This is a genomic window from Rhizobium sp. ZW T2_16 (assembly GCF_044987325.1).
In the GTDB taxonomy this organism is placed as follows: Bacteria; Pseudomonadota; Alphaproteobacteria; order Rhizobiales; family Rhizobiaceae; genus Neorhizobium; species Neorhizobium cellulosilyticum.
The window spans coordinates 1-24,218 of sequence record NZ_JBJDRG010000034.1 but is presented as its reverse complement, the minus strand read 5'-3'; the positions used below and the strand labels follow the sequence as shown (position 1 = coordinate 24,218).

18 protein-coding genes and 3 pseudogenes are annotated in these 24,218 nt (G+C 63.0%); 16 read left to right on the top strand and 5 right to left on the bottom strand.

Going from position 1 to position 24,218, the window contains the following annotated elements; genetic code table 11:
- Positions 1-230, bottom strand: a pseudogene (locus ACI3K0_RS29235) (IS6 family transposase); the annotation flags it as partial.
- A 52-nt stretch (positions 231-282) separates the two neighbouring features.
- Between ACI3K0_RS29235 and ACI3K0_RS29230 the strand changes: the two are divergent.
- The 6 genes and pseudogenes from ACI3K0_RS29230 to ACI3K0_RS29205 form a co-directional block, all read left to right on the top strand.
- A pseudogene (locus ACI3K0_RS29230) lies at positions 283-465 on the top strand (hypothetical protein); the annotation flags it as partial.
- A gap of 487 nt (positions 466-952) precedes the next feature.
- Positions 953-2,455, top strand: a complete 1,503-nt coding sequence (locus tag ACI3K0_RS29225) for an ABC transporter substrate-binding protein (protein ID WP_404946870.1) — start codon at positions 953-955, stop codon at positions 2,453-2,455.
- Between the two features lie 9 nt (positions 2,456-2,464).
- Positions 2,465-3,418: an ABC transporter permease gene (locus ACI3K0_RS29220; RefSeq protein ID WP_404946869.1), complete on the top strand. Its 954-nt coding sequence runs from the start codon at positions 2,465-2,467 to the stop codon at positions 3,416-3,418.
- The gene (locus tag ACI3K0_RS29215; RefSeq protein ID WP_404946868.1) at positions 3,415-5,340 is read left to right on the top strand and encodes a dipeptide/oligopeptide/nickel ABC transporter permease/ATP-binding protein; all 1,926 of its coding nucleotides are present in this window, start codon (positions 3,415-3,417) and stop codon (positions 5,338-5,340) included. The genes ACI3K0_RS29220 and ACI3K0_RS29215 overlap by 4 nt, the downstream gene beginning before the upstream one ends.
- A 56-nt stretch (positions 5,341-5,396) precedes the next feature.
- Entirely contained in the window at positions 5,397-6,365 is a 969-nt protein-coding gene (locus ACI3K0_RS29210) for an ABC transporter ATP-binding protein (RefSeq protein ID WP_404946871.1), read from the top strand.
- 10 nt (positions 6,366-6,375) lie between these two features.
- The gene (locus ACI3K0_RS29205) at positions 6,376-7,188 is read left to right on the top strand and encodes a creatininase family protein (protein WP_404946867.1); all 813 of its coding nucleotides are present in this window, start codon (positions 6,376-6,378) and stop codon (positions 7,186-7,188) included.
- A 51-nt stretch (positions 7,189-7,239) separates the two neighbouring features.
- Here the strand turns inward: ACI3K0_RS29205 and ACI3K0_RS29200 are convergent, their stop codons facing one another.
- Complete coding sequence (locus ACI3K0_RS29200; protein ID WP_404946866.1) at positions 7,240-8,157, bottom strand: LysR family transcriptional regulator; 918 nt, start codon at positions 8,155-8,157, stop codon at positions 7,240-7,242.
- 139 nt (positions 8,158-8,296) lie between these two features.
- On the opposite strand from ACI3K0_RS29200, the gene ACI3K0_RS29195 reads away from it, so the two are divergent.
- The 7 genes from ACI3K0_RS29195 (at position 8,297) to ggt (ending at position 15,881) form a co-directional block, all read left to right on the top strand.
- Positions 8,297-9,229 carry a 2-hydroxyacid dehydrogenase gene (locus tag ACI3K0_RS29195; protein ID WP_404946865.1) on the top strand — a complete coding sequence of 311 codons (933 nt, stop codon included), beginning with the start codon at positions 8,297-8,299 and terminating at the stop codon, positions 9,227-9,229.
- A gap of 354 nt (positions 9,230-9,583) precedes the next feature.
- The gene (locus tag ACI3K0_RS29190; RefSeq protein ID WP_404946864.1) at positions 9,584-10,633 is read left to right on the top strand and encodes an ABC transporter substrate-binding protein; all 1,050 of its coding nucleotides are present in this window, start codon (positions 9,584-9,586) and stop codon (positions 10,631-10,633) included.
- A 20-nt stretch (positions 10,634-10,653) separates the two neighbouring features.
- Positions 10,654-11,754, top strand: coding sequence for an ABC transporter ATP-binding protein (locus ACI3K0_RS29185; RefSeq protein WP_404946863.1), 1,101 nt, complete (start codon positions 10,654-10,656; stop codon positions 11,752-11,754).
- Entirely contained in the window at positions 11,751-12,626 is an 876-nt protein-coding gene (locus ACI3K0_RS29180) for an ABC transporter permease (protein WP_404946862.1), read from the top strand. Before ACI3K0_RS29185 ends, ACI3K0_RS29180 begins: the two co-directional genes overlap by 4 nt.
- Entirely contained in the window at positions 12,623-13,414 is a 792-nt protein-coding gene (locus tag ACI3K0_RS29175) for an ABC transporter permease (protein WP_404946861.1), read from the top strand. The genes ACI3K0_RS29180 and ACI3K0_RS29175 overlap by 4 nt, the downstream gene beginning before the upstream one ends.
- Before the next feature lie 30 nt (positions 13,415-13,444).
- Positions 13,445-14,113 carry an RraA family protein gene (locus ACI3K0_RS29170; RefSeq protein ID WP_404946860.1) on the top strand — a complete coding sequence of 223 codons (669 nt, stop codon included), beginning with the start codon at positions 13,445-13,447 and terminating at the stop codon, positions 14,111-14,113.
- Positions 14,114-14,198: 85 nt separating this feature from the next.
- Positions 14,199-15,881: a gamma-glutamyltransferase gene (gene ggt / locus ACI3K0_RS29165; protein WP_404946859.1), complete on the top strand. Its 1,683-nt coding sequence runs from the start codon at positions 14,199-14,201 to the stop codon at positions 15,879-15,881.
- Between the two features lie 27 nt (positions 15,882-15,908).
- Here the strand turns inward: ggt and ACI3K0_RS29160 are convergent, their stop codons facing one another.
- Genes ACI3K0_RS29160 through ACI3K0_RS29150 form a run of 3 tightly spaced genes read right to left on the bottom strand, consistent with a single transcriptional unit; the run spans position 15,909 to position 20,010 of the window.
- On the bottom strand, positions 15,909-17,330 hold the full coding sequence (locus ACI3K0_RS29160; protein ID WP_404946858.1) for an FGGY family carbohydrate kinase: 1,422 nt from the start codon (positions 17,328-17,330) through the stop codon (positions 15,909-15,911).
- Complete coding sequence (locus tag ACI3K0_RS29155; protein ID WP_404946857.1) at positions 17,327-18,595, bottom strand: NAD(P)/FAD-dependent oxidoreductase; 1,269 nt, start codon at positions 18,593-18,595, stop codon at positions 17,327-17,329. Before ACI3K0_RS29155 ends, ACI3K0_RS29160 begins: the two co-directional genes overlap by 4 nt.
- The gene (locus ACI3K0_RS29150) at positions 18,595-20,010 is read right to left on the bottom strand and encodes an NAD(P)/FAD-dependent oxidoreductase (protein WP_404946856.1); all 1,416 of its coding nucleotides are present in this window, start codon (positions 20,008-20,010) and stop codon (positions 18,595-18,597) included. Before ACI3K0_RS29150 ends, ACI3K0_RS29155 begins: the two co-directional genes overlap by 1 nt.
- Before the next feature lie 250 nt (positions 20,011-20,260).
- Between ACI3K0_RS29150 and ACI3K0_RS29145 the strand changes: the two genes are divergently transcribed.
- The 3 genes and pseudogenes from ACI3K0_RS29145 to ACI3K0_RS29135 all read left to right on the top strand — a co-directional run.
- Entirely contained in the window at positions 20,261-23,158 is a 2,898-nt protein-coding gene (locus ACI3K0_RS29145; protein WP_404946855.1) for an FAD-binding and (Fe-S)-binding domain-containing protein, read from the top strand.
- A gap of 3 nt (positions 23,159-23,161) precedes the next feature.
- Positions 23,162-23,953, top strand: a complete 792-nt coding sequence (locus ACI3K0_RS29140) for a DeoR/GlpR family DNA-binding transcription regulator (protein WP_404946854.1) — start codon at positions 23,162-23,164, stop codon at positions 23,951-23,953.
- Between the two features lie 31 nt (positions 23,954-23,984).
- Positions 23,985-24,218: pseudogene (locus tag ACI3K0_RS29135) on the top strand (hypothetical protein); the annotation flags it as partial.

Here is a 24,218-nt window from a genome sequence, read left to right as displayed (position 1 = left end):
CAGACGTCCCGGTGCGACGGCCGCCGGCGACGGATTTGCTTTGCGTAGGCCGGTCCGAATTTCCGCCCCCATCGGCGGATCGTTTCATACGAAACGACGACGCCGCGCTCCAGCAGCAATTCCTCGACCAGGCGCAGGCTCAGCGGGAACCGAAAGTACAACCAGACTGCATGGGCGATGATCTGCTGCGGGAAACGGTGGCGCTTGTAGCTGATGGCTGAATTCTTCATCCCACCATCTCTACGCCCCACTCACTGACAGCAGGTTTATGTGACAACACCTGTTGGCCATATCTACAGGGCCAAGCCCGCACTGGCAGGGCATTACCGGTCGCTCGATCCGACGAACAGCTTCAATCCGGGCATCGGCAAGACGGAGCGGAGCAAGAGATACGGCTCGACCTGCGGATGCGATGACCATTTTTCGACGTCTCCAAAAGCTCGCCCGTTCGTGGCAGAGACTTGACAGAGCTCCACGGGCGCCAGTTCGGTCCTACCCCCCATAACCGGGTCAAACCGCCGAGGATCATGTCGACCACGGGGATCACCCGCTGCGGCGCGCCACTCCGCAAAGTTGAATTTCTGCCGTTATTCGCCTGATGCCGATGCACGCCTCAGGTGGCATCCGAGCGCTCTTGGCTCTTCCCGCCCCGGATTTTGCGCCTCTTGCACGACGAAAATGAGATCGGATTTTCGCATGTCCATGCCTAACGAATGTGCGGGGGCCCCTGGCCGGTTATTATTTATGCGATGAAATCAATCGCCTAATCGTGATGCAAATATCGGCGGCCGGTTGGCGGCAAAGAAATCTATACGGCAGCAAAATATTTTCGATTGGACAGCGCATCCTCATCCCGATGGACTGTCGTCACAGACCGAAGCCGCACTTTCCCTCCAACTCATTCGAGGCATCTGTGACATCTTCCGATTGTTTGAACCCCACCAGACGTAGCATGCTGATCAGCCTCGGGGCAGGCATCGTCGCGCTCTCCATGCCCAAGATCACGATGGCGCAGGCCTCGGCTTCCGTGCTGAAGTTCGGCCTCTCGACCTTCCCGCCGACGATCAAGCCTTTCGACAATACCGGTGGTGCGGCCAATACCGTCAAGCTGATGCTCTATCGCGGCCTGATGGGCTATGACGCGCATGGCAAGCTGTGGCCGGAAGTTGCCGAAAGCGTCGAGTGGAGCACGCCGACGACCGCAGTCTTCAAGTTGCGCAAGAATGCCGTCTTCCACGACGGCAGCCCGGTCACAGCCGCCGACGTCATCTATTCTCTGAACGAAATCACCAAGGACGGTTCGGCCGCCTATCTGAAGAGCGATCTGAAGATCATCGCCGCGGTCGATGCCGTCGATGAGAAGACCGTCAAGATCACGCTCAAGGCGCCGAGCGCCGTCTTCCTCGATCTGCTCGCGAGCTATTGCTGCCCGATCATCTCGAAGAAGAGCACCGACAGCGAGACGATCGGCGCGGGACCGTTCACGCTCAAAGGTAGCGAAAAGAACGTCTATATCGAAGTGGCGCGCTTCAAGGATTTCTACCTCAGCGACCAACCGAAGGTCGATGGCATCCGCTTCATTGCCTATGCCGACGAAAACCTTCGCTATGCCGCGCTGCAGGCGGGCGACGTCGACCTGATCGAATACCTTCCCTGGACCCAGTTCGATGCCGTCGAGAAATCTTCCACGCTGAAGATGAAGGACACGCTCGGGCCGTTCATGTTCCTGCTGTTCAACGTCACGGAAGGTCCGTTTGCAAATCCCAAGGTACGTCAGGCCGTGGGCTATGCGATCGAGCGGCAGGACGTCGTTGATGCCGCCTTTGCCGGCCGCGGCGTACCGCTCTACGGTCTGCCGAACCCGAAGGGATCGCCATTCGACCTCGCAGATCCCGCGCATGAATGGAAATACGACGTCGAGAAAGCCAAGGCGCTGCTTGCCGAAGCCGGCTATCCGAACGGCTTCGAATGCCGTCTGCTTGCCACCGCGACCTATGGCATGCATCAGGATACGGCATCCGTCGTGCAGGCGCATCTCGATGTCATCGGCATCAAGGCAACGCTCGACCTTCCCGATTGGGGAACGCGCGTCACCGCCGGCAAGGAAGGCAAGTACAACATTGCCGTGCACGGCACGTCGGGCAATTACAACGACCCCGATGCGCTCTGGTCGCTGCTCTATTCCGGCAACCCGTCCTATCTGCAGTCCTTCGGCTTCAAGAGCGCGCGCATTGACGGCCTGCTCGAAAAGGGCCGCACCGAGGTCGATCCCGCCAAGCGCAAGGCGATCTACCAGGATCTCGTGATCGCCTATTACGAGGAAGTGCCGCAGGTGCCGCTCAACTGGCGCGTCCAGGCCTATGCCATGAAAAAGTCGGTCGAAGGCTTCGAGCAGCTGCCCGGCTTCCTGAGCGGCTCGTCGGGCTATGCCCTCGACGAGACGAAACTGGCATAAGGAGCGCGCATGCTGGCCTTCATCTTTCGTCGCATGGCAGCCGCGGTTGCCATGATCCTGGTCATCGCCACGATCATCTTCTCGCTGCTGATCATCGTGCCCGGCGATCCGGCCGAACTGCTGCTGTCGACCGGCGGCGGCTCGGCGACACCGGAGGCGATCGCCAACCTGCGCGCCACGATGGACCTCGACCAGCCCGTCATGACGCAATATGTCCATTTCATCGCCGATACGGCGCAGTTCAACTTCGGCACGTCAATCGTCGACAAGAGCTCGATTGCGGCCGTGATTGCACTGCGCCTGCCGCGGACGATCGAAATCATCGTTGCCGGCACGGTCCTGGCGCTGCTGATCGCCATTCCGGCAGGCACGGCAGCCGGCCTGCGCGCCGGCGGCAAATTCGACATCGCCGCTTCCGCAATCAACGCGCTGCTGACATCGGTGCCCGGCTTCGTGCTTGGCACGCTGTTCATCTATTTCCTCGCCCAGCTCCTCGGCTGGTTGCCGGCGGGCGGCTATGTTCCGCTTGCCTCCAATCCGCTGCAGCATCTGCAGATGCTGATCCTGCCTGCGCTCACCGTCGGCCTGCATCTGGCGACCATCGTCTTTCGCATGACGCGAACCAGCGTTCTCGAAATGCGCGGCCATGACTGGGTCCGCACGGCCGTCGCCAAGGGCTTGCGCAGAAAGCAGGTCGTTCGCCGCCATATCCTCTACAACGCCCTCGGTCCGATCATCACGGTCGTCGGCCTGCAGCTCGGCATTCTGCTCGGCTCAACCGTCCTCGTCGAGTTCATCTACAACTGGCCCGGATTGAGCGGCCTGCTCGTCTCGGCGGTCGAACAGCGCGATTACCCGACCGTTCGCGCCATCATCCTGACCGTCGCAGCCATTTTCATCGGTATCAATCTGGTGATCGATATCCTGACCTCGCTGCTTGATCCGAGGGTGCGCCTGCAATGATCTCACTCCGCCGCTTTCCCAAGCGCATGATCCTGCCGAGCCTGCTTCTGGCAACGCTGATCATCGTGCCGTTCGCCGCCCCGCTGATCACGGCGGAAGATCCCGTCAAGATCGCCGTTCGCTACCGCATGGCAGCACCGGATCTCGCCCATTGGCTTGGACGCGACGAATTCGGCCGCGACCGGCTGGCACGCGTTCTTTATGGCGGGCAGGTGTCGCTGACGGTCGCCTTCGTCGCCACCACCATCGCCTGCATCATCGGCACATTTTTCGGCCTGGTCGGCGCCTATTTCCGCGGCCCGTCGGAATTCATCACCAGCCGGCTTTCCGACATCGTCCTCTGTTTCCCGCCGATCCTGCTGGCGCTTCTGGTCGTCACCCTGTTCGGGCCGGGCGTCCTGACGCTGGTGGCCGTGCTCTCGGTTCTCTATTTCCCGACCTTTGCGCGCATCACCTTTGCCGAAGCCCTTCGAGTCGCCTCGCTCGATTTCGTCGAAGCCTCCCGCGCGCTTGGTACGCCGTCACGTCGCATCGTCCTCGGAACGATCCTTCCCAATATCGCCGGCCCCCTGTCGGTCCAGTATTCGCTGACGGCAGCTGCCGCGATCACGATCGAAAGCGGCCTGTCCTTTCTCGGCCTCGGTGTCGTGCCGCCGGCTCCCTCCTGGGGGCAGATGATCCGCGGCGCCCGCCAGTTCATGGCACAGGATCCGCTCGGCATCATGATCCCCTGCGCCGCACTCGTCCTGACCATCTATGCGATCAACTTCTTCTGCGACCGCCTGCGCGATACGCTCGATCCGAAGGGCGCTTCCGGCAGCAGCATGGATGAAGTGTCGAAGCCGCTCGCACTCGCCGACGCGCCGGCGATCAATGACCCTGATGTGATTGCCAAAATCACCAATCTGCGGCTTGAAACCGCCCGTTTCGGCACGCCGGCCGCCGTCATTGAGGACGTCTCCCTGACACTGCGCGCCAATCAGTGTACGGCACTTGTCGGCGAAAGCGGCTCGGGCAAATCGCTGTCGTCGCTTGCCCTGATGGGCCTGCTTCCCGGCGCCATCCGGCAGGCGTCCGGCACTCTGCAACTGCGGCGCAAGTCGAATGAGGTCGTCGACCTCGGTTTCCTCGATGCCCGCACGCTGGAAGATATTCGCGGCAACGACATCGCCATGATCTTTCAGGAACCGATGACCTCGCTCAATCCGGTCCACACGATCGGCGACCAGATGGTGGAAGCAATCCTCGCCCATCGGCCGATGTCGAAATCCGCTGCCCGCCAGCACGCCATGAACCTTCTCACCCGCGTCGGCATGAACGATGTGGAACGTCGCATCGAAAGCTACCCGGACCAGATGTCGGGCGGCATGCGGCAGCGCGTGATGATTGCCATGGCGCTCTCCTGCGAGCCCCGCCTGCTGATAGCCGATGAACCGACGACGGCGCTCGACGTGACGATCCAGGCCGAGATCATCGAACTCCTGCAAAGCCTTAGGCAGGATCAGGACAGCGGCCTCAGCCTTCTGTTCATCAGCCACAATCTCGGCGTCGTCGCTGATATCGCCGATCGCGTCGCGGTCATGTATTCGGGCCAGATCGTCGAGGAAGGTCCAGCCGACCGCATCCTTCATGATCCGCACCACCCCTATACGCGCGCGCTCATCGAAAGCATGCCCTCGTCGCACGAGACATTGCATTCGACCGGCGGACAAAGACTGCCGGCAATCTCGGGCACGCCGCCGCTGCCTTCGGCCCGTCCATCCGGCTGTGCGTTCCGGGATCGCTGTCCGATCGCGATATCGGCCTGCGCGGATATCCGGCCGGCTCTTTATGCCAGTGCGGATGGCGAGCGCGCCGTTCGCTGTCTGCGCGCTCCGGAGGCTCCGGCAGACCTGAAGAACAACCAGACGGAGGCCGCATGACAGATCACATGACAGCCCATCCGACCGCAAGCGTCACAGCACGGCCAACCGGCGGCGTGACGCCCCCGCCGCTCCTTGAGGTCCAGAACCTTCAGAAGAGCTATTCGATCGGACGCAGCGGCCTGTTTTCCAGACGGTCGGTGAAGGTGCTGCACGATGTCAGTTTCAGCGTCGCGCCCGGCGAGGTGCTTGGCCTTGTCGGAGAAAGCGGCTCGGGAAAGAGCACGATCGGGCGCGCCATCCTGCGCCTGATCGAATCCCGCAGCGAGACGATGCGTTTCGACGGGCAGGATCTGAACAGCATTTCGTCTTCGCGCATGCGCAGCCTGCGCAAGGAAATGCAGGTCATCTTCCAGGATCCCTATGCCAGTCTCGATCCGCGCAAGACCATTCGCGCCGTCCTGTCGGAAGCCCTCGATGCGCATGGCCTGCATCAGGGTGACGCGCGCGGGACCCGTCTCGTCGAACTGGTCAAGCTCGTCGGGCTCGACCCGACATTTCTCGACCGGCGTCCGCACGAATTTTCCGGCGGTCAGCGGCAGCGCATCGGCATTGCGCGGGCGCTTGCCGTCGAGCCGCGCTTCATCGTCTGTGACGAGGCCGTCTCGGCGCTCGACGTGTCGATCCAGGCGCAGGTTCTCAATCTTCTCGCCGATCTGCGTGAAAAGACCGGCGTGTCGCTTCTGTTCATCAGCCATGACCTTTCGGTTGTCCGCTACATTTCCGATCGCGTCATGGTGCTTTACCTCGGCCATGTCATGGAGGTTGGCCCGGCCGATCAGGTGCATTTTGCGCCCAAACATCCCTATACCGCAGCGCTTGTCTCGGCCGAGCCCAGCCTGCATCGCGAAAGCCGACGCATCCGCCTGACCGGCGAAATTCCCTCGCCGCTCGCCCTGCCATCCGGCTGTATCTTCCGCAGCCGCTGTCCCTATGCCCAGCCCGCCTGCGCCGAAACCGTTCCGCCCCTGCAAACGGTTGGCGACAGACACCAGGCGGCCTGTCTTAGAACTGACATTCTGTGAGGAAACGCACATGCCAACCGAAAAAATCAAGATTGCAGAACTGACCAGCGAGGAAGCGCGCCAGTTCCTCAACGACGATGCCGTCATCCTTCTGCCGATGGGCTCGCTGGAAGATCAGGGCACGCATGCGCCGATGGGCGATTATCTCGCGGCGGAAGCCGTGGCGCTCGATATCGCACGCGCGGCCCGCGCCGAAGGCGTGCCAACCTTCATCGCACCCGTCATCCCGTTTGGCGGCGCCGACTATTTCGGCTCCTCGCATGGCGGCATCGCGCTCAGCCAGTCGACGCTCGTCGCCGTCCTGGACGACATGTTCGCGTCGCTCGCCCGCCACGGCCTCACCAAGATACTGGTCATCAACGGCCATGGCGGCAATGTCGGGGCGATCAATGAAGTGTCGCTGAAATGGCGGCAGAAGAACGGCATGTTCGTCGCCTCCATGTATCTCTGGCAGATCAGCTATGAGCTGCTGAAGGATATTCTCGGCCCCGAAGCCGCAGCAAAATCCTCCGGCCATGGCGGCGATCCTTTGACCTCGGTCGGCCTGCATTACTATCCGGATATCCTGCGCATGGATCTGGCCAAGGCGCCGCCGAAGGGCCAGAAAGCCATGGGCGTCGATGTCGCGGGCTTTGCCGCGCTCAAATATGCCGGCGCCCGCCTGCAGGCGCCGATCGAGGCGATGGAAACCGCGCCGCACGGCGTATGGGGCGGCGACCCGGCGTATTGCTCGGCCGAAACCGGGGCCGCGCTGACGAAGCGCCTCGTCGATATCGGCGCGGGCTTCATCCGCGATCACGTTTCCAAGCGCTTCGAGGCGTAAGGATGATTTCGGAACGCGGCATGGGCAATGCCGCGTTCCAGCCAGCAACCATCAGGTGGCGCGGAAGCTGGTGTAGCGAGGATGGGCAGCAACCCATTCTTCGGCGGCCTGCCGGGCGAGCCGGAAGATCTCTTCGGTCTGTGTCTTGCGGGCACGGTTCTGGTGAACACAGCGAATATCGAGCGGCGCCAGCTTTACCGTCGTCGGGATCTCGACCAGCATGCCGGTTGCGATCTCCTGTTCGAGCGAGACCAGCGGCATCGCCGAGGCCCCGTAACCGGCCCTGACCATCTCGCAGATGGTCGCGAGCGAATTGCCTGTGTGGCGCGCATTGGGCCGCCGTTTGGTCTCCTCGATGAGATCGGCGACTGGCCCGAAGAGCGGCGATGTATGTGGGTAAAGGACAAGCGGCAGCTCGCGCAATTCGTCGGGTGTCAGCGGTCGCTTGATTTCGCCGACGACATCGGGGCGCGCCACCCAGCCGACGTGATAGAGGACGGAAAAACTGTTCTCGATCTGCGGCAGGCCGGCCTCGCCGGTGACGAAAGCCATGTCCAGCGCGCCGGATTTGACCATCGGCCTGAGGTCAAGATTGGCGCCGGAATAGAAATCCACGAGCGGGGGATCTGGCAGGGCGGCGATCTTGTGCCGCAGTGTCACGCCCCAGGTCTGCGTGACCATGGAGACGATGCCGATCGTATAACGCCTTTTTTGTTTGGACCGCAGACGGCTCGTCAGCGTTTCGCTCAGGTTGAGAAAGGTCTCGGCATATTCGGCAACTTCATAGCCCTGTTCGGTCAGGGTGAAATCGGACTGGCCACGATCGACAAGCTGGATGCCCAGACTGTATTCCAGGCCGGATATACGAGCGGAAACAGCAGGTTGGGTGAGACCGATATGATCGGCCACACGTTGGTAGCTTTTAAGACGGGTCAGCCAGTAAAAGGCTTCCAACTGCTTGAAGTTCATGATCGTCTCTCATGCAATGGGTTGGTGAATCTATATAAATTTTTTCTATGAAGGCCACAGGAATTTTTGCTTTGACCTAAAGGCCCGGACTGTCGTGAATGCAGGTGAAGTCCCAAGCTTGAGCCAAAAAGGAACCACCATGAACGTTGTCGTTTCCCTTCCCGCCGCAGACAAGACCGAATGGTGGTGCCAGATGCTGCGCGATCTGATGCCGGAATGGAATGTCTATCCGATCAATAAAGTGCCCGACCCGGAAGCCATCACCTATTCCGTGCTCTGGCGCCCGGCGACCGGTTCGATGAAGCCGTTCAAGAACCTGAAGGCGATCGTCTCTCTGGGTGCCGGCATCGACCATGTTCTGGCGGATGAGGAATTGCCCCAGCATGTACCGATCATCCGCACGGTGGGCACCGACCTGACACAGCGGATGAAGGAATATGTGGCGTTGCATGTTCTTCGTCATCACCGCGAACTGCCGGCCATCCAGGCAAACCAGGCGCGCCAGCATTGGGAACAGATCGTCGTTCCGCCGGCCACCCAAAGGCGCGTCGGCGTCATGGGTCTCGGCAATCTCGGTGCCGTCGCTGCCGATCTCCTGAAGCAGATCGGCTTTAACGTCGTCGGCTGGTCGCGCACGCAGAAGGATCTGCCGGGCATCACCTGCTATTCCGGCGCGGAAGGGCTAAAGGCGTTTCTGGAAGGCACCGAAATTCTCGTCTGCCTCCTGCCGCTGACAGAGAGCACACGCGGCATCCTCAATGCCGATACGTTCAACCAGCTGAAGCGCGGCGCAAGCATCGTCAATGCGGCCCGGGGCCCACATCTCGTCGATAGCGATCTCGTCGAGGCCCTGAATTCCGGGCAGATCAGCAGCGCGACCTTGGACGTCTTCCATATCGAGCCCCTGCCGTCGACGCATCCGTTCTGGACCAATCCGAAGATCACCGTCACCCCTCATGTCGCATCGCTGATCGATGCTCCTACAGGCAGCAAGATCGTTGCGAGGAATATCAGAACCTTCCAGGAAACCGGCACGGTCGCCGATCTGGCAGATGCCAAGCGCGGCTACTAAGCACATAGATTTATTTTATAATTAGACATCCATCCTCCGTCTCGGCTGCGCCGATGCGGGGGATTTTTTTATGGCAGAATGCCTGATTTACAGGCTCACACCGGAGCGTTCTGACTAAAAAATCGGCCATAAAAGCGCCAAAATTTTTTTAATGGCGGCGCCAAGAAAATTCGATTGGACATTGCGGTCCCCAGATCGTTGCATCGCAGGCGCTGGATTGCATGAACGTTGCCTTGCAATGCTCAGCCTTATCGCCCGCAGGAGGAGGGGCAGCCCTCGATACCTAACGTGCCGCCCGTCATTTCGACATCAGGTCGATAACCGGACCGCTTCACCCGACAGGAGAATGTGTTGATGCTCACCCGCCTGCTTCCCGCCGTCATCGTCGGCGCGCTGCTCTCCACCACCGCTTACGCCCAGTCCTCGGACGTCTCCGGCGAGATCACACTGTCCGCGTATTCCGGCGTCTTCCAGGACAAGTATACGGAAGCGGTGATCAAGCCGTTCCAGGCGAAATATCCGAATGTGAAGGTCAATTACTACGCGTCCGATGCATCGTCGAAGATGCTGGGCAGCCTGCGGTCGCAGGCCAGCGATCCGCAGACCGATGTCATCCTCTTCGACGTCTCGACTTCGCTGATCGGCGACAAGGAAGACCTGCTCGCGCCGCTGACCGTACAGGATGTCCCGAACCTTGCCGATCTCGTGCCGCAGGCGATCGTCAAGCAGGGTTATGGCCCGGCGGTGACGTTCGACAACCTCGTCTTGACCTACAACAAGGATGTGATCAAGGAGGCGCCGACTTCCCTGCAGGTTCTCTGGGACAAGGCCTATGCCGGCAAGCTGGCCGTCACCTCGATGCCCTCGATCCTCGGCACGGGCCTGATGGTCATGACCTCGGCCATGCTCGGCGAAGACTATACCAAATCCGTCAAGCAGTCCGCGGCAAAGCTTGCCGAACTGGCGCCCAGCGTGCAGACCTTCGATCCCAAGCCGGACAGCTATACGCTGGTCCTCAACGGCACGGATGTGCTCGGCACCGGCTGGAATGCGCGCGCCCAGTTCTATGCCGACCGGTCCAACGGCAAGCTTGGCGTCATGTTGCCGAAGGAAGGCACGATCCTCCAGATCAACACGATCAATCTGGTCAAGGGTTCCAAGAACCCCGCGGCGGCCAAGGCCTTCATCAATTACGCGCTGTCGCCCGAGGCGCAGGCAGCCTTCACCGAAGCCATGTATTACGCCCCGGTCAACTCCAAGGCCAAGGTCAGCAGCAAGGCGGCGGCCCGCACCGTTGCGGGTCAGCTGGACAAGACGCTGCCGCTCGACTGGGGCTGGGCCGCCACGAAGTCCGACGAGTGGAACCAGATCTGGAAGCGCCAGATCATCTCGGCAGGCAAGTAAACGACCAGCAGGACGGATCCATGACCCTCGCCACATCGCCCGCCCATATCAAGATCGACAATCTCACTTTCGACTATGGCGGAGACCGCCCGGCAGTCGACCGCCTGTCATTCGAGATTGCGAAGGGCGAATTCATCGGGCTTCTGGGGCCGTCCGGCTGCGGCAAATCCACGACGCTCCGGATGTTTGCGGGGCTTCTGGCCCCGACATCCGGTGCAATCGTCATCGGCGGCGAGAATATCGTCTCGCGGCCGCCCTGGGAGCGCAATCTCGGGCTGGTCTTCCAGTCCTACGCGCTCTTCCCGCATATGACCGTCGCCCAGAATGTCGCCTTCGGCCTTCGCCTGCGCAAGGTGGGTAAGGAAGAGACGGCGTCCCGCGTGGCGCAAGCCCTGCGGGCCGTGCGGCTCGATGGTTTCGGCAGCAGGCGTCCGGCCGAGCTGTCAGGCGGCCAGCAGCAGCGTGTCGCGATTGCGCGCGCCATCGTCATCGAGCCGGAAATCCTTCTTCTCGACGAGCCGCTTTCCAATCTCGATGCGCGGCTGCGCGACGAGATGCGCTTTGAAATCCGCGATATCCAGTCGCGCACGGGCATCACCACGCTGTTCGTCACCCATGATCAACAGGAAGCACTGACCATGTGCGACCGCATTGCGGTGATGAATGGCGGCAAGCTGGAGCAGATAGGCACGCCGGTCGAGGTCTATGACAAGGCGGCCACGCCCTTCGTTGCAGGCTTTATCGGTCGCGCCAACAGCATTCCGGCGACGCTTGCCTCGACTGCGGCGGCGACAGGGGCGCCGCAGCTTCTCCATGAAGGCCAGCCGCTTCCGCCGCCCGTTGCGGATGAGCTGCCGGCCGGCATTTCGGCCAATGCACGCCTGTCGGCGGTGGTGCGTCCGCATGCCGTCAGGCTCTCAAGACCGGAAGGCGGCCTGACGGCCCGCGTCAACCGCAGCGTCTTTGTCGGCAACATGATCGAGGTCGAACTCGAACTCGCCGGCGGGCACAAGATGGTGGCAGAGCTTCTGCCCGGCGGCGAGGAGGCGCAGCTTGCGCAGCCCGGCGCCGATGTCGCCGTCACCTGGAAATCGAACGATATGCGGATCTTTGCCGCATGAACCGCTTCACCGTTCCCGGCACCTCCACCAGAATGACACCGTGGCTGCTTCTCGCCCCGGTTCTGATCGTCCTTGCAATCTCGTTTGTCGCGCCGATCGTCTGGCTGTTCCGCATGTCGCTGAACATTTCCGATTACGGCGCCATCACCAAGGCCGTCAGCCTCCACACCTATCTGGCGATCCTTCAGGATGCGTATTATCTCGATCTTCTCGGCCGCACGTTGCGGGTGTCGATCACCTGTTCGGTCGTCGCCCTGCTGCTGGCCTATCCGATGGCGCTTGCCTTGTCGCGGATGACCTCACGCTGGCGCACGCCGCTGACCGTGCTTGCCGCATCGCCGCTTCTGATTTCGGCGGTCGTGCGCTCCTTCGGCTGGCTCGTGACGCTCGGCGATGACGGCCCCGTCAACCATCTCCTGCGCTTCATCGGGCTCACCAGCGAGCCTTTGCGCATGGTCAACAATTATTCGGGCGTCATCATCGGCCTGTCCGAAAGCATCATGCCCTATATGTTCCTGACCATCGCAGCCGGCCTCGGCAAGCTTGATCGTCGGCTCGACGATGCGGCGATGTCGCTCGGCGCGCCGCCGCAAAAGGTCTTCTGGCATGTCACCCTGCCGCTCAGCGTGCCGGCCATCATTGCCGGCCTGACGATCGGCTTCGTGCTCTGCGTCTCGTCCTTCATCACGCCGTCACTTCTGGGCGGTGGCCGCGTCTTCCTGCTCGCGACCGAGGTCTACGATCTTGCGCTCGTCTCGCTCGACTGGCCGACGGCTGCGGCACTCTCCTTCCTGATGCTGGCCTTTTTCGTCATCGCAATGGGGTTGACCGGCCTTGTCCTTCGATTGCTGACCCGGAGAGCCTCACGATGACGGCATTCCTCTCTTTTCTCGCCCGCGCCTATGTCACGCTGGTATTCTGCCTCGTCTTCATGCCGATCGTGATCATTCTGGTCATCTCGTTCAGCGCCGATAGCTACCTTTCCTTTCCGCCCTCCGGCTGGAGCCTGAAATGGTATGAGACGGTGCTCGGCAATGAAGGCTTCATGCAGGGCTTTCGCAACAGCGTGATCATCGCCGTGATCGTGGCGGGTTTAAGCCTCGCCCTTGGCCTGCCGGCCGCCTATGCGCTGGTCAGGATCGATTTTCCCGGCCGGGCGCTGGTGCGCAGCCTCGTCATCGCCCCGCTGGTCCTGCCGGCCATGATGCTCGGTCTCGGTCTCCTGATGGTCTTCACCCCCGCGGGCCTTGTTGCGACCTATCCCGGTCTCGTTCTTGCCCATCTGGTGATGACCTTGCCCTTCAGCATCCGTATCCTGCAGACGGCGATCAGCAATCTCGGCACCGACGTTGACGAGGCGGCCATGACGCTCGGCGCACGGCCGTTTCAGGTCTTCATGCAGATCACCCTGCCGCGCCTGACGCCCGGCGTGATCGCCTCCACCGCCATCGCCCTCATTCTGTCCTTCGACGAAATCGTCCTGTCGCTCTTCATCGTCGGCCCGCGCCTGCAGACCCTTCCGGTCGCGCTCTATCGCTATGTCGACGAGCGCACCGATCCGATGGTCGCCGTGCTGGCGGTGCTGATGATCGCGCTCTCCCTCGCCATCGTCCTTGTCGTCGAACGCAGTGTCGGCTTTGCCAAGGCGTTTGGCCGCTAACCCATACAAGTCACAGACTGGAGCCCTCAGATGACCTACAAAATCAATCCGATGCCCGCACAGATCGCCAGGCAGGACCTCGATCTCCTGGCGCAGGTCGAAACGGCAACGCTTGGCCACTGGCGCCATTTCGGCTTCCTGCATCGTCAGATCCAGCCGCTCATCCCGGGCCGGCGCGTCGTCGGCACGGCCGTCACGATTGCCATTCCGGGCCCTGATTCCACCCTGCTTCACCATCTTCTGAGCCTCATCCGCCCCGGCGATTTCGTCATCGTCGACCGTCTGCATGACGATCGCTATGCGTGCTGGGGTGGCGGGGTGACGGTGGGCGCCAAGGCGGCCGGCGCCGTCGGCGCCGTCGTCGACGGCCCCTGCACGGACCTCGAAGAGATCGTCCAGTCCGACTTCCCGATGTGGTGCAAGGGCATCTCGCCGATCACCACCCGCATCTACGATCTCGGCGGCGCAATCAACGTTCCGGTTTCTGTCGGCAACACGGTTGTGATGCCCGGCGACGCGGTGCTTGCGGACGAAAGCGGCGTCGTCGTCCTTCCCCCCGATGAGGTTGCGGCCGAAGCGCAGAAGGCGATCGAGATCCAGATCCGTGGCAAGGGCCGTGAAGCCAGCGTTCGCGATACCGGAGTCAAGCTTGGCGATCTGTCCGGTGCAACGGCAAAGGTGCTTGCGAAGCTGGCCTAAACGGATCGATATCGTGTGGCCGGAGCGTGATGCTCCGGCTATCGTATGACGCATAACGGCTATCGAGTAGTAACAGAGATCTGAAATGACCGCTTCCCGCTTTCCCTTCGCCTGCGAAAAATCTCCCGCCACCGGTGCAGGCGGAATGGTGGTGACAAACCATCCCCAGGGTTCGGCGGCAGGTTTCGAAATCCTCGCCGCAGGCGGCAACGCGGTGGATGCAGCCGTCGCCTCGCTTCTGGCGCTGACGGTTGTCGAGCCGATGATGGTCGGTATTGCCGGCGGCGGGCTTTCGCATCTGCGCATGGCCGATGGACGCCATGTCGTCATCGATGCTCTCTCCACGGCGGCGGCCAGCATGCATCCGGAAATCTACGAGCCCGTATCGGATGAACCGCCGCGCTACATGGATGCCAAGGGGCGCCGCAATATCATCGGAGCCTCCTCTGTTGCTGTTCCCGGCAATCTTGCCGGCTGGTGCGACATGCAGGCGCGTTACGGCAAATTGCCCTTTGCCGATATCGTCGAGCCGGCCATCCGGCTTGCTACCCGTGGTTTCGCGGTCACGCATTACCTTTCGGGCGCGATCGGGGAGGCGGCAGGCGAGCTGTCGCAGGATGCCGAAATCGCCCGTATCCTCATGCCGTCCGGCAGCGCGCCGCAGGCCGGGGATCGGCTTTCGATGGGCGATTATGCCGAGAGCCTGCGCCTGATCCAGCGCGAGGGCGCGGCGGCCCTCCATGGTGGCGCGCTCGGCCAGGCCCTTGCCGCCCGCATGCTGACCGGCGGCGATGACGCCGGTTATGTGACGGAGGCCGATCTTCGCGATTACCGGTCGATCGAGCGCAAGCCGATCATCGGCACCTATCGCGGGATAGAGATTGCCGGCCCGCCGCCACCGGCATCGTCCGGTGTCCATATCACCCAGATGCTCAACATGCTGGAGGCCTATGATGTCGCCGGCATGGGCTTTGGCACGCCCGCCTCGCTGCATCTTCTCGCCGAGGTGATCCGCATCGCCTTTGCCGACCGGCGGGCCCATTCAGGCGACCCGGCCTTTGTCGACGTGCCGGTCGAGCGGCTGACCTCGAAGGCCTATGCCGCGCAATGCCGTGACCAGATCCGGCAGGCGGCAAGTCTTCCCGCCCCCTATGCGCCCGGCTATGAAAGCCATGACACGACGCATATCACCGTCGCGGACCGCGACGGCAATATCGTCACGGCGACCCACACGATCAACGGGCTGTTCGGCGCCCGTCTCGCGGTGCCCGGCACCGGCATCATTCCCAACAACTATATGAGCAATTTCGATCCGCATCCGGGCCGCGCGCTCTCCGTCGTGCTGGGCAAGCGTGTACCGACCTCCATGGCGCCGATGATCCTGATGCAGGAAGACAAGCCGATCTATGCGCTGGGCCTGCCCGGCGGCCTGCGGATCTTCCCCTCCGCCATGCAGGCGATCGTCAACCTCGTCGATCACAAGATGAGCCTTCAGGAAGCCGTCGAAGCGCCGCGCATCTGGACGCAGGGGCAGGAAGTCGAAATCGAGCGGGCCTATGAGCCGCAGAAGGCGGCACTCGAAGAACTTGGCCACGAAGTACGCGTCATGCCGCATATCGGCGGCGGCATGAATGCGATTGCCTTTGGCGAGGCGATGACGGGCGCTGCCTGCTGGCGCGCCGATGGTACTGTCGCGGCGCTCGGTGGCGGCCTTGCCCGTCCGGGCGTGCGGTTCTGGCCCGACAAGGCTCCCGCAAAGCCTGCTTGAGCCGGACACGTCAGATCGGTGGCGCCATCAGGCCGGCGGCGCCGCTGCTGCCTGCCAGCCCTTGGCCCTGTTGACGGCCTCGATGAAGCGGGCATGGCGCAAGGCACGATCACACGGTTGCGGCTCTATCGTCTCCAGGGGCAGCGGCCGGGGCAGGGTTTCCTCAAGTGCGAGGGCGGCCAGTTGCGCCGTGCCGAAGGCGGTCAGTTCGTCAACACTCGGGATGACCACGGTACATCCGGTCGTATCGGCAAGAAACTGGCAGAGATAGCGCGAGCGGCTGACGCCGCCATCGACGGAAATCTGCCCCAGAGGCGCATCGATCGCCATCGCCCGGACGATTTCCGCGGCCCGCAAGGCGATGCCTTCCACGAGGGCCTGCTGCATGTCGCGGCGTGTCGTTGCGCCCGTCATGCCTATGAAGAGACCGGCGGCGGTCTCGTCCCAGTGCGGGCTGCCGAGCCCGGCAAGCGCCGGCACGAAGGCAAGGCCGCGATCGATGGCGGCCTTCTCATCGAAAGCATTGAGTTCCGCAGGATCATTCAAAAGGCCGATCCGCTGGGCCCAGTCGATGGCCGCCCCCGCGGCATGGACGCCACCGTCCAGCGCATAGGTGGTCTCGCCGCGGATGGACCATGCGACGGTCGGCAGGAGCCCGGTTTCCGCATCCAGCCGCAAATGCGACCCGCTCAAGGACAGGGCGAATGCACCGGTGCCGAAAGTGATCTTGGCATCGCCCTCGACGCGGCAGCCATGGCCATAAAGCGCCGCCTGCTGATCGACGACCGAAGCCGTCACCGGCACGCCGTCGATCCTGCCGAAATCGCCGACCGTCGGCAGGATCGGCGGCAGGCAATCGAGCGGCACGCCGAAGAGCGCGCAGAGCCGCTCGTCCCATTGGCCGGTGCGGATATTCATGAGTGCGGTGCGTGACGCCGTGGTGATGTCGGTCGCGGCCCGGCCCGTCAGCCTTTGCAGGAAGAAGGCATCCGTCGTGCCGAGCATCAGCCGGCCGGCCTCCATGGCCGCCTTGACCCGATCACTATGGTTGAGAAGCCAGGCCAGTTTGGTGGCGGAAAAATAAGGGCTGAGCGGGAGGCCGCAAAGCGACCGCACCTCGTCTTCGACATGCGCCAGTTGATCGACTTCTGCCGCGGTGCGGCGGTCCTGCCAGACGATGACGGGCGAGAGCGGAGTGCCGTCCAGCCTGTCCCAGGCAAGGCAGCTTTCGCCCTGATTGGAGAGGCCGATCGCCGTCACCGGCCCGGCGGCCGTAAGGGCCGCGCGAAGATTGGTGATGAGCTCTTCCGGATCATGTTCCACGCGGTCGCTACCCGAGAAATGCTGACCGTGGCGGGCAGAATAGACGATCTCGGCCTCACCTTGCGAATTGATCTTCAAGGCGCGTGTCGAGGTCGTTCCCTGGTCGAGTGCTAGGAAAATGCTCATGGCCGGGGCTCCAGTCGAAGCTCAAGGTCGCTGTCAACAGTGGCAAGATCCAATCCGTTCAGGGGAAAGCGGATCGGCTGCTGGGCAAATGTATTCACCGATATCGTGCGCAAGGGCCGGCCATCGCGACCCGCAAGGATCAGGCGACCGCGCGCCTTGCCGACGGCACGAATGTTGAGGCAAGGCGCCTTGCCATCGGGCATGACCGCCAGCTTCTGCGGTACCACATAGGTCAGGCCCTCGCCAAGCCCGATATGTCGTTGCGGCGGCGATGAGACGGGTGCCGATGCGGCCGCTTTTGCCGCGGCATGAATGTCTGCAGCGATGACCTTTGCAACACGGCGGCCTTCGGCCCAGCAATGGCCGGCCGTCTCGACCGGATGAACCATATTGCCGGCGGCGAAGATGCGGGGGGCGGAGCTTCTTCCGTCCTGATCGATCTCGGGGCCGCCGGTGCGCCGGTCAAGCGTCAGGCCGCAGGCCTCAGCCAGAGCGGCCTCCGCGGTGAAGCGACCGGCAAAAATGATGCCGTCGCAGGCGAGGGCGGTTTCCTGCCCGTCGCTCTTGCGCAGACGCAGGGTGCTCACCCTTGCGGCGCCCGTCGGGGCACCGTCGATGCCGAGGATTTCCGCCCCCGTCAGCACCGGCACGCCGAAGAGCCGCGGCAGCGTGAAAAACAGGGGACGTGCCTGAACGATCGGCCGCGTCTCGATCATGGCGACCGGGCGGATGCCGTGGCTTCTGCAGGTCACGAATGCCGAGAGGGCAACAAGCTCGCTACCGACAATGACCGGACGGCGGAAGGGCAGACGCCCTTCCTGATAGATGAAGGACTGGAGCGCTGCCGTGTTCATCACGCCGAGCGGCCGCGTTCCCGGGACCAGCAATTGCGCGCGGGTCGTCTCGCGGGCACCGGTCGCGATCAGGATGCGGGTTGCCTGCATGGTGAGGCTGCCGTCCGGGCTGGCGACTGTGAGCTGGCCGTCGTCCCCGGCATGGATCACGCTATGCTTCGTGAGAATAGTCACTCCGACGGCGACGGCTTTGGCGACGAGACGGCGCGCATAGGCGGGTCCGGTCAGGATGCGGCCGAATTCACGCATGCCGAAGGGTGGGTGCCCGCAATGGCGGGGGATGCCGCCTGCCTCCGCCATCCGCTCGAAGACGACGACATTGGCCACGCCCTGCCGTTTCAGTTCTATGGCGGCGGAAAGCCCTGTCGGCCCGGCGCCGATAATGGCAACGTCGCAGTTGGCTTCACTCATCATGCGGTCTCCGGCGCAATCGGCACGGAGAGGCGCCCCTCCGACAGGCTTGCGAGACGCGCCAGACAGTTGAACCCCTGACATCGCCCCATGGCGCAGCGTGTGCGCCGGCGCAACCCGCCGAAATCTCCCGGCGGCAGGGGGCTGTCGAAGGCGGCCTCGATCTCGCGCCCCGTCACCATTTCGCAATGACAGACGACACCGTCATGTCCGGGCGTCTGCCAGTCGCGCGGCAGGTGCTCGGCAAGATTGGGGCAGGGGAAGGCCGGCGGCGATGAGGCCGGCTTCTGGTTGCCCGTATGATCGACCCGGTGAGTGGCCGAATGGCTTGAAGACCAGAGCCCATGGACATGGCGGGCAATTCCAAGCGCTGCGGTCAGCCCGGTCGAGCGGATGCCGCCGGCGCAGAAATAGCCTTTTTCCGGCATGCTGTGGACGCGATAGTGCTTTTCCTCAGATGCCGGCCGCAGGCCCGCATAGATGGCCGTGACCGGCGCGTTTTCCAGCGCGGGCACGAGCTCGACCGCCTTGGCGATCAGCATCTCGAGTTCCGGCTGCGTCACTTCAGGCCGGTCGCGCTCTTCCTGTTCTTCCGCCGTCGGGCCGACCAGAAGATTGCCAAAGATCGTGCGGGTCAGCACCACGCCCTTGGTGCGTGCCGTCGGCACCGGCAGAAGGATGGTCCGCAGATGTCTCGCCGCCGATTTGTCGAAGACGACGAACTGGCCCTTGCGCGGACGGATCTCGAACGTGGATGTTCCGAGCAGCATCTCCTCGACGCGATCCCCCTGGATTCCGGCGCAGTTGATGACGCTTCGTGCGCGCAGAGTGCCGTCAGGTGTCTGCAGGTGCCAGAACTCGCCGTCATGACGCGCCGATTGCAGGCCGGCATTGAAGATGAAACGGGCACCCATCATCTTCGCCTGCGTCGCATAGGCGAGCGGCGCCGACCACGGGTCGATCAGGACTTCACGCGGCACCAGAATGGCGGCCCTGACATGGGGGGCAAGCGCCGGTTCGCGTTTGAGCGTTTCGTCGCGGCTCAGAAGCCCCGCATCGGAGACGCCGTTTTCGTGGGCCTGGGCGAGCAGCTCGGCAAGGCGTGCCTCTTCCACCTCGTCCCATGCGGCGACCATGGCGCCGGTGTCGAGAAGCGGCAGGTTGAAGCCCTGGCGGATCTCCATGTACTCGTCATAACCCGCCTGCATGCACTGCAATTCGATACTGCCCGGCGGCGCATCGAAGCCGGTATGAAGGATGGCGCTATTGGCTTTTGATGCCCCCGACAGGATGTCGGGAGCCCGCTCCACGACCACAACCGAGGCGCCTTCGAGTGCAAAGCGGCGAGCCATGGCGCAACCGACGACGCCGGCGCCGATAATGACCGCATCCACGGGGTTGTCGTCGAGAGCCAATGCGTTTCTCCGTAGCGAATGACGGTTACGCTACCGATCGAAGTCCCATCTGCCTAGAGAAAATTGTACGTTCGGTCATTTTATTGACTGAACAGAATATTTCATGTCGATAACGAACATGCTAGAACTCGATCCATCGACTGGCATGGAGGCTGCACCGTCGAGACATCCTGCCACGATTTCCAGCTTCATCGGCCCTCTGCGGTCCCCTGTATGGCCGTCCGTTTTCTGCCTTTCAAAGGAAATGACATTGAACGCTCCTGTCCGCCTGCCCGCCAGCCATCACGCCGCCGACTACCGCGCCTTTACGGTGACATTGAAGGAAAGCGGCTTTCGCGGGGAGGTGACGACGGCCTCGTCCGACCGCGTGGTACTGGCGACGGATAATTCCATCTATCAGGTCCTGCCGGATGCCGTGGCCTTTCCCATGGACGAGGCTGATCTGGTTTTGATCGCCCGCCTGATCGAGGAGCCGCGGTTCCATGGCATCGTGCTGCGGCCGCGTGGCGGCGGCACGGGCACCAACGGCCAGTCCCTCGGCGACGGGCTCGCGGTCGATTGTTCGCGCTACATGACCGGCATTCTGGAGATCAACGCCGATGAGGGCTGGGTGCGGGTCCAGCCGGGCGTCATCAAGGACCAGCTGAATGCGGCGCTCAAGCGCTTCGGCCTGTTCTTCGCGCCGGAACTGTCAACCTCATCGCGCGCCACGATCGGCGGGATGATTTCGACGGATGCCTGCGGGCAGGGGTCTTGCGTCTACGGCAAGACGTCGAACCACGTTCTTGGCCTGCGCGCTGTTCTCGTCGGCGGCGAGGTGCTGGAGACCCGGCGCGCCCCGCTTGACCCGATGACGAGTGGCAGGACGGGCGAGGTTCTTGCCTGTCTCGACGATATTTCCGCGACGCAGGCCGACCTGATCGCCGCGCGCTTCCCAAAACTCAACCGCTCGCTGACCGGCTATGACCTTGCCCATATCCGCGAGGGTGACACGATCGATCCGGCTGCCGTTCTTTGCGGTTCGGAAGGCACGCTCGGCCTGATTGCCGAGGCGAGGCTCAACGTGCTGCCGCTCCCCAGGGCTGCGGCGCTGATCCTGATCTTCTATCCGGATTTCCAGGCGGCGCTGCGAGATGCCCGCGAAATGGCAGCGCTGGGCGCAACCTCGGTCGAGACCATCGACAGCCGCGTTCTGGGCCTTGCCCGCGAGGAGCCGACATTTTCCGCCGTCGCCCATCTCTTCGTCGAGCCCGATGCGCAAGGGGTCAATATCGTCGAATTCACCGGTGACGATCCGCAGTCGCTGGATGCCGAGGTGAGGGAGCTGACGACGCGGCTTTCCGCCCCAGTATCGGGCGTGGCCGACCGGCTGGCGATGACGATTGCCAGAGACGGCGAGGTGGAGCGTATCTGGGGGCTGCGAAAAGCCTCCGTCGGCCTGCTCGGGCGCGCGACCGGCGACAAGCGGCCGATCCCCTTCGTCGAGGACTGCGCCGTGCCGCCGGAAAACCTCGAAGCCTTTATCGCCGGCTTCCGTGCGATCCTTGATGGCGAGGGCCTCTCCTACGGCATGTTCGGCCATGTCGATGCGGGCGTTCTCCATGTGCGCCCGGCGATCGACCTGACCGACCCGGATCAGGAGCCGCTCATTCGCCGCATTACCGAAGCCGTCGAGGCCTTGGCGCGCCGGCATGGCGGGCTCCTTTGGGGTGAACATGGCAAGGGTGTGCGATCCGAATTCGTGCCCGATGTGTTCGGCCCGCTCTATCCGTCGCTGCAGCGGATCAAGGCTACATTCGATCCTCGCAACCAGATGAACCCCGGCAAGATCGCAACGCCGGCCGATGGCGCGCTTTGGAAAATCGACGCGGTTCCCTTGCGCGGCCATAAGGACCGCACCGTACCCGTCGAGCACCGACAGGACTATGCCTCGGCCTTCGGCTGCAACGGCAATGGCGCCTGCTTCAACCGGGCCATGGACGATGTCATGTGCCCCTCCTACAAGGTGACGGGTGATCGGCGCCATTCACCGAAGGGGCGTGTCGGCCTCGTGCGGGAATGGCTTCGGCAGGGTGGCCAGGAGGGCAGGGCCGAGCCGCGGTTCGAGGCCGAGGTCAAGGAGGCGATCGACGGCTGTCTGAGTTGTGGCGGCTGCACCAGCCAATGTCCGGTGCGGGTCGACGTTCCGTCGATCCGGGCGCTCTTTCTGGATAGCTACCATCGCCGTCACCGCCGATCCTTGCGCGACACGCTACTTGCCAATCTCGAAGGCCTGTTGCCCCTCGCGGCTAGATTGCGATGGGGTTTCAACCTGATGACGTCGGGGCCTGGTGCAAGTCTGATGTCGGCCATCGGTCTGACGGCGCTGCCGCACATGCCGAGACAGGCCAAAGGGCTGCGCTGGCTTAAGCACTCAGATATCGGCAGGCTCGATCCGGGCCGCGACGTGGTTCTGGTTCCGGACGCATTCACGCAGTTTTTCGAGCCCCAGATCGTCGCCGATCTCGATGCCGTCCTGTCCCGTCTCCAGAAGCGCTTGTGGATCGCGCCCTATCGGCCGTCCGGCAAGGCCCGCAAGGTACTCGGGCGGCTCGCCAGCTTTTCCGCTGAGGCGGAACGACAGATGGCCGGTTTGACGGCGATTGCCGCGACAGGCGTGCCGCTGATGGGCATAGAGCCGCCGGTAACGCTCTCCTATCGCAGCGATTACCCCAAGGATATGCCGGTGATTGCCCTGCCGCAGCAGGTTCTGGCTCCGCTGATTGCCGGGCATTTTGCCGGTGCCACCGCACAATCCTCCGATCTTTCGGTGCGACTGATACCCCATTGCAGCGAGCGGGTTCTCGGCCAGTCGGTGACGGCACAGTGGCGCGCCGTCTTCGACCGGTTCGGGATTACCCTTGATACGCCCGCCACCGGCTGTTGCGGCATGGCCGGTATCTGGGGCCATGAGACGAAGAACCGGCAAAAATCGGAAAGAATTTTTGCGCAGAGCTGGCAGGCGGCCACGGCAGCCGGGCCGGAGGTGATCCTGGCGACCGGCTTTTCCTGCCGATGCCAGACGAGGCATCTTGCGGGCATCGATCTCATGCACCCGATCAGCCTTTTGCGGCAGGTGCTTGAAAGGACAGCGGGGGCAAGAGGATAGTCGATGAAACCTGCAGCACGGCAACAGGAAATCCTCAAGCTTCTGGAGGAGAGCGGCGAGGTTATGGTCGAGGATCTGGCAGAGCGCTTTACAGCCTCGCGCGAGACGATTAGGCGCGACCTCTCCGAACTGGATGCCGGCGGCCATATCCGGAAATTCCATGGCGGCGCGCGGGCGGTGAAGATCGACCACGCCTTACCGGATGAAGGCGCGTTTGACGCGCGGATGAAAGACAGGCTCACGGAGAAGATGGCGATCGCAAAAAAGGCCGCAAGCCTCTTTTCCGAGGGTTCCACCCTGTTCATCGATACGGGATCGACCACGATAGCCTTTGCGCGAGCGCTGGCGAAACGGCGCGGCATGACCGTCATCACCAACTCGCCGCAGATATCGCAGATCCTCGCCCAGGCGGATATGCGCCACCGGGTCTATCTGGCCGGCGGCGAGGTGGCGGCGGAAGGCCGCGAGATCCTCGGCGCCATAGCGACGGGCCAGATCGCCGGGTTCAGCGCCGAGCATGCGGTGCTGACCGTTGGTGCCGTGACGGCAGCGGCCATCATGGATTACGACCAGCGCGAGACCGAAATGGCCCGCGCGATGATCGCACAGGCTCAGGGCGTCACTGTTTTGGCCGATCACAGCAAGATCGGGCGCCCGGCTGTTTTCGAGGTGGCGCAATTGGCGAAGGTCGCACGCATCGTCACCGACCGCCTGCCTGAACCGGCGATGGTCGCAGCACTGTCAGCGGCCGGCGTGGAGGTCGTCGTCGCCGAGCCGGGCGGCACGGGGGGATGATGGCAGGCCGACGGTAAAGGCATCCGCGCCGCTGGAGGAGCGCTCCGCTTCTTCGGTCTATGAGCCGTATGGCCGAGCGCCATGGCTCGTCGCAGGTTTTTTCTCCCGGCCAATACCGATCGGGCAATCGCATCGTGCGGAATTGCTGCTGGAGCGCGGCGTCGTCGTTTCGTATGAAACGATCCGCCGATGGGGGCGGAAATTCGGACCGGCCTACGCAAAGCAAATCCGTCGCCGGCGGCCGTCGCACCGGGACGTCTGGCAT

Excerpts from the sequence above, each read along its gene's own strand:
- ACI3K0_RS29225 (WP_404946870.1), top strand. The coding sequence starts at position 953 with ATGCTGATCAGCCTCGGGGCAGGCATCGTCGCGCTCTCCATGCCCAAG.
- ACI3K0_RS29220 (WP_404946869.1), top strand. The coding sequence starts at position 2,465 with ATGCTGGCCTTCATCTTTCGTCGCATGGCAGCCGCGGTTGCCATGATC.
- ACI3K0_RS29215 (WP_404946868.1), top strand. The coding sequence starts at position 3,415 with ATGATCTCACTCCGCCGCTTTCCCAAGCGCATGATCCTGCCGAGCCTG.
- ACI3K0_RS29205 (WP_404946867.1), top strand. The coding sequence starts at position 6,376 with ATGCCAACCGAAAAAATCAAGATTGCAGAACTGACCAGCGAGGAAGCG.
- ACI3K0_RS29200 (WP_404946866.1), bottom strand. The coding sequence starts at position 8,157 with ATGAACTTCAAGCAGTTGGAAGCCTTTTACTGGCTGACCCGTCTTAAA.
- ACI3K0_RS29195 (WP_404946865.1), top strand. The coding sequence starts at position 8,297 with ATGAACGTTGTCGTTTCCCTTCCCGCCGCAGACAAGACCGAATGGTGG.
- ACI3K0_RS29190 (WP_404946864.1), top strand. The coding sequence starts at position 9,584 with ATGCTCACCCGCCTGCTTCCCGCCGTCATCGTCGGCGCGCTGCTCTCC.
- ACI3K0_RS29185 (WP_404946863.1), top strand. The coding sequence starts at position 10,654 with ATGACCCTCGCCACATCGCCCGCCCATATCAAGATCGACAATCTCACT.
- ACI3K0_RS29180 (WP_404946862.1), top strand. The coding sequence starts at position 11,751 with ATGAACCGCTTCACCGTTCCCGGCACCTCCACCAGAATGACACCGTGG.
- ACI3K0_RS29175 (WP_404946861.1), top strand. The coding sequence starts at position 12,623 with ATGACGGCATTCCTCTCTTTTCTCGCCCGCGCCTATGTCACGCTGGTA.
- ACI3K0_RS29170 (WP_404946860.1), top strand. The coding sequence starts at position 13,445 with ATGACCTACAAAATCAATCCGATGCCCGCACAGATCGCCAGGCAGGAC.
- ggt (WP_404946859.1), top strand. The coding sequence starts at position 14,199 with ATGACCGCTTCCCGCTTTCCCTTCGCCTGCGAAAAATCTCCCGCCACC.
- ACI3K0_RS29160 (WP_404946858.1), bottom strand. The coding sequence starts at position 17,330 with ATGAGCATTTTCCTAGCACTCGACCAGGGAACGACCTCGACACGCGCC.
- ACI3K0_RS29155 (WP_404946857.1), bottom strand. The coding sequence starts at position 18,595 with ATGAGTGAAGCCAACTGCGACGTTGCCATTATCGGCGCCGGGCCGACA.
- ACI3K0_RS29140 (WP_404946854.1), top strand. The coding sequence starts at position 23,162 with ATGAAACCTGCAGCACGGCAACAGGAAATCCTCAAGCTTCTGGAGGAG.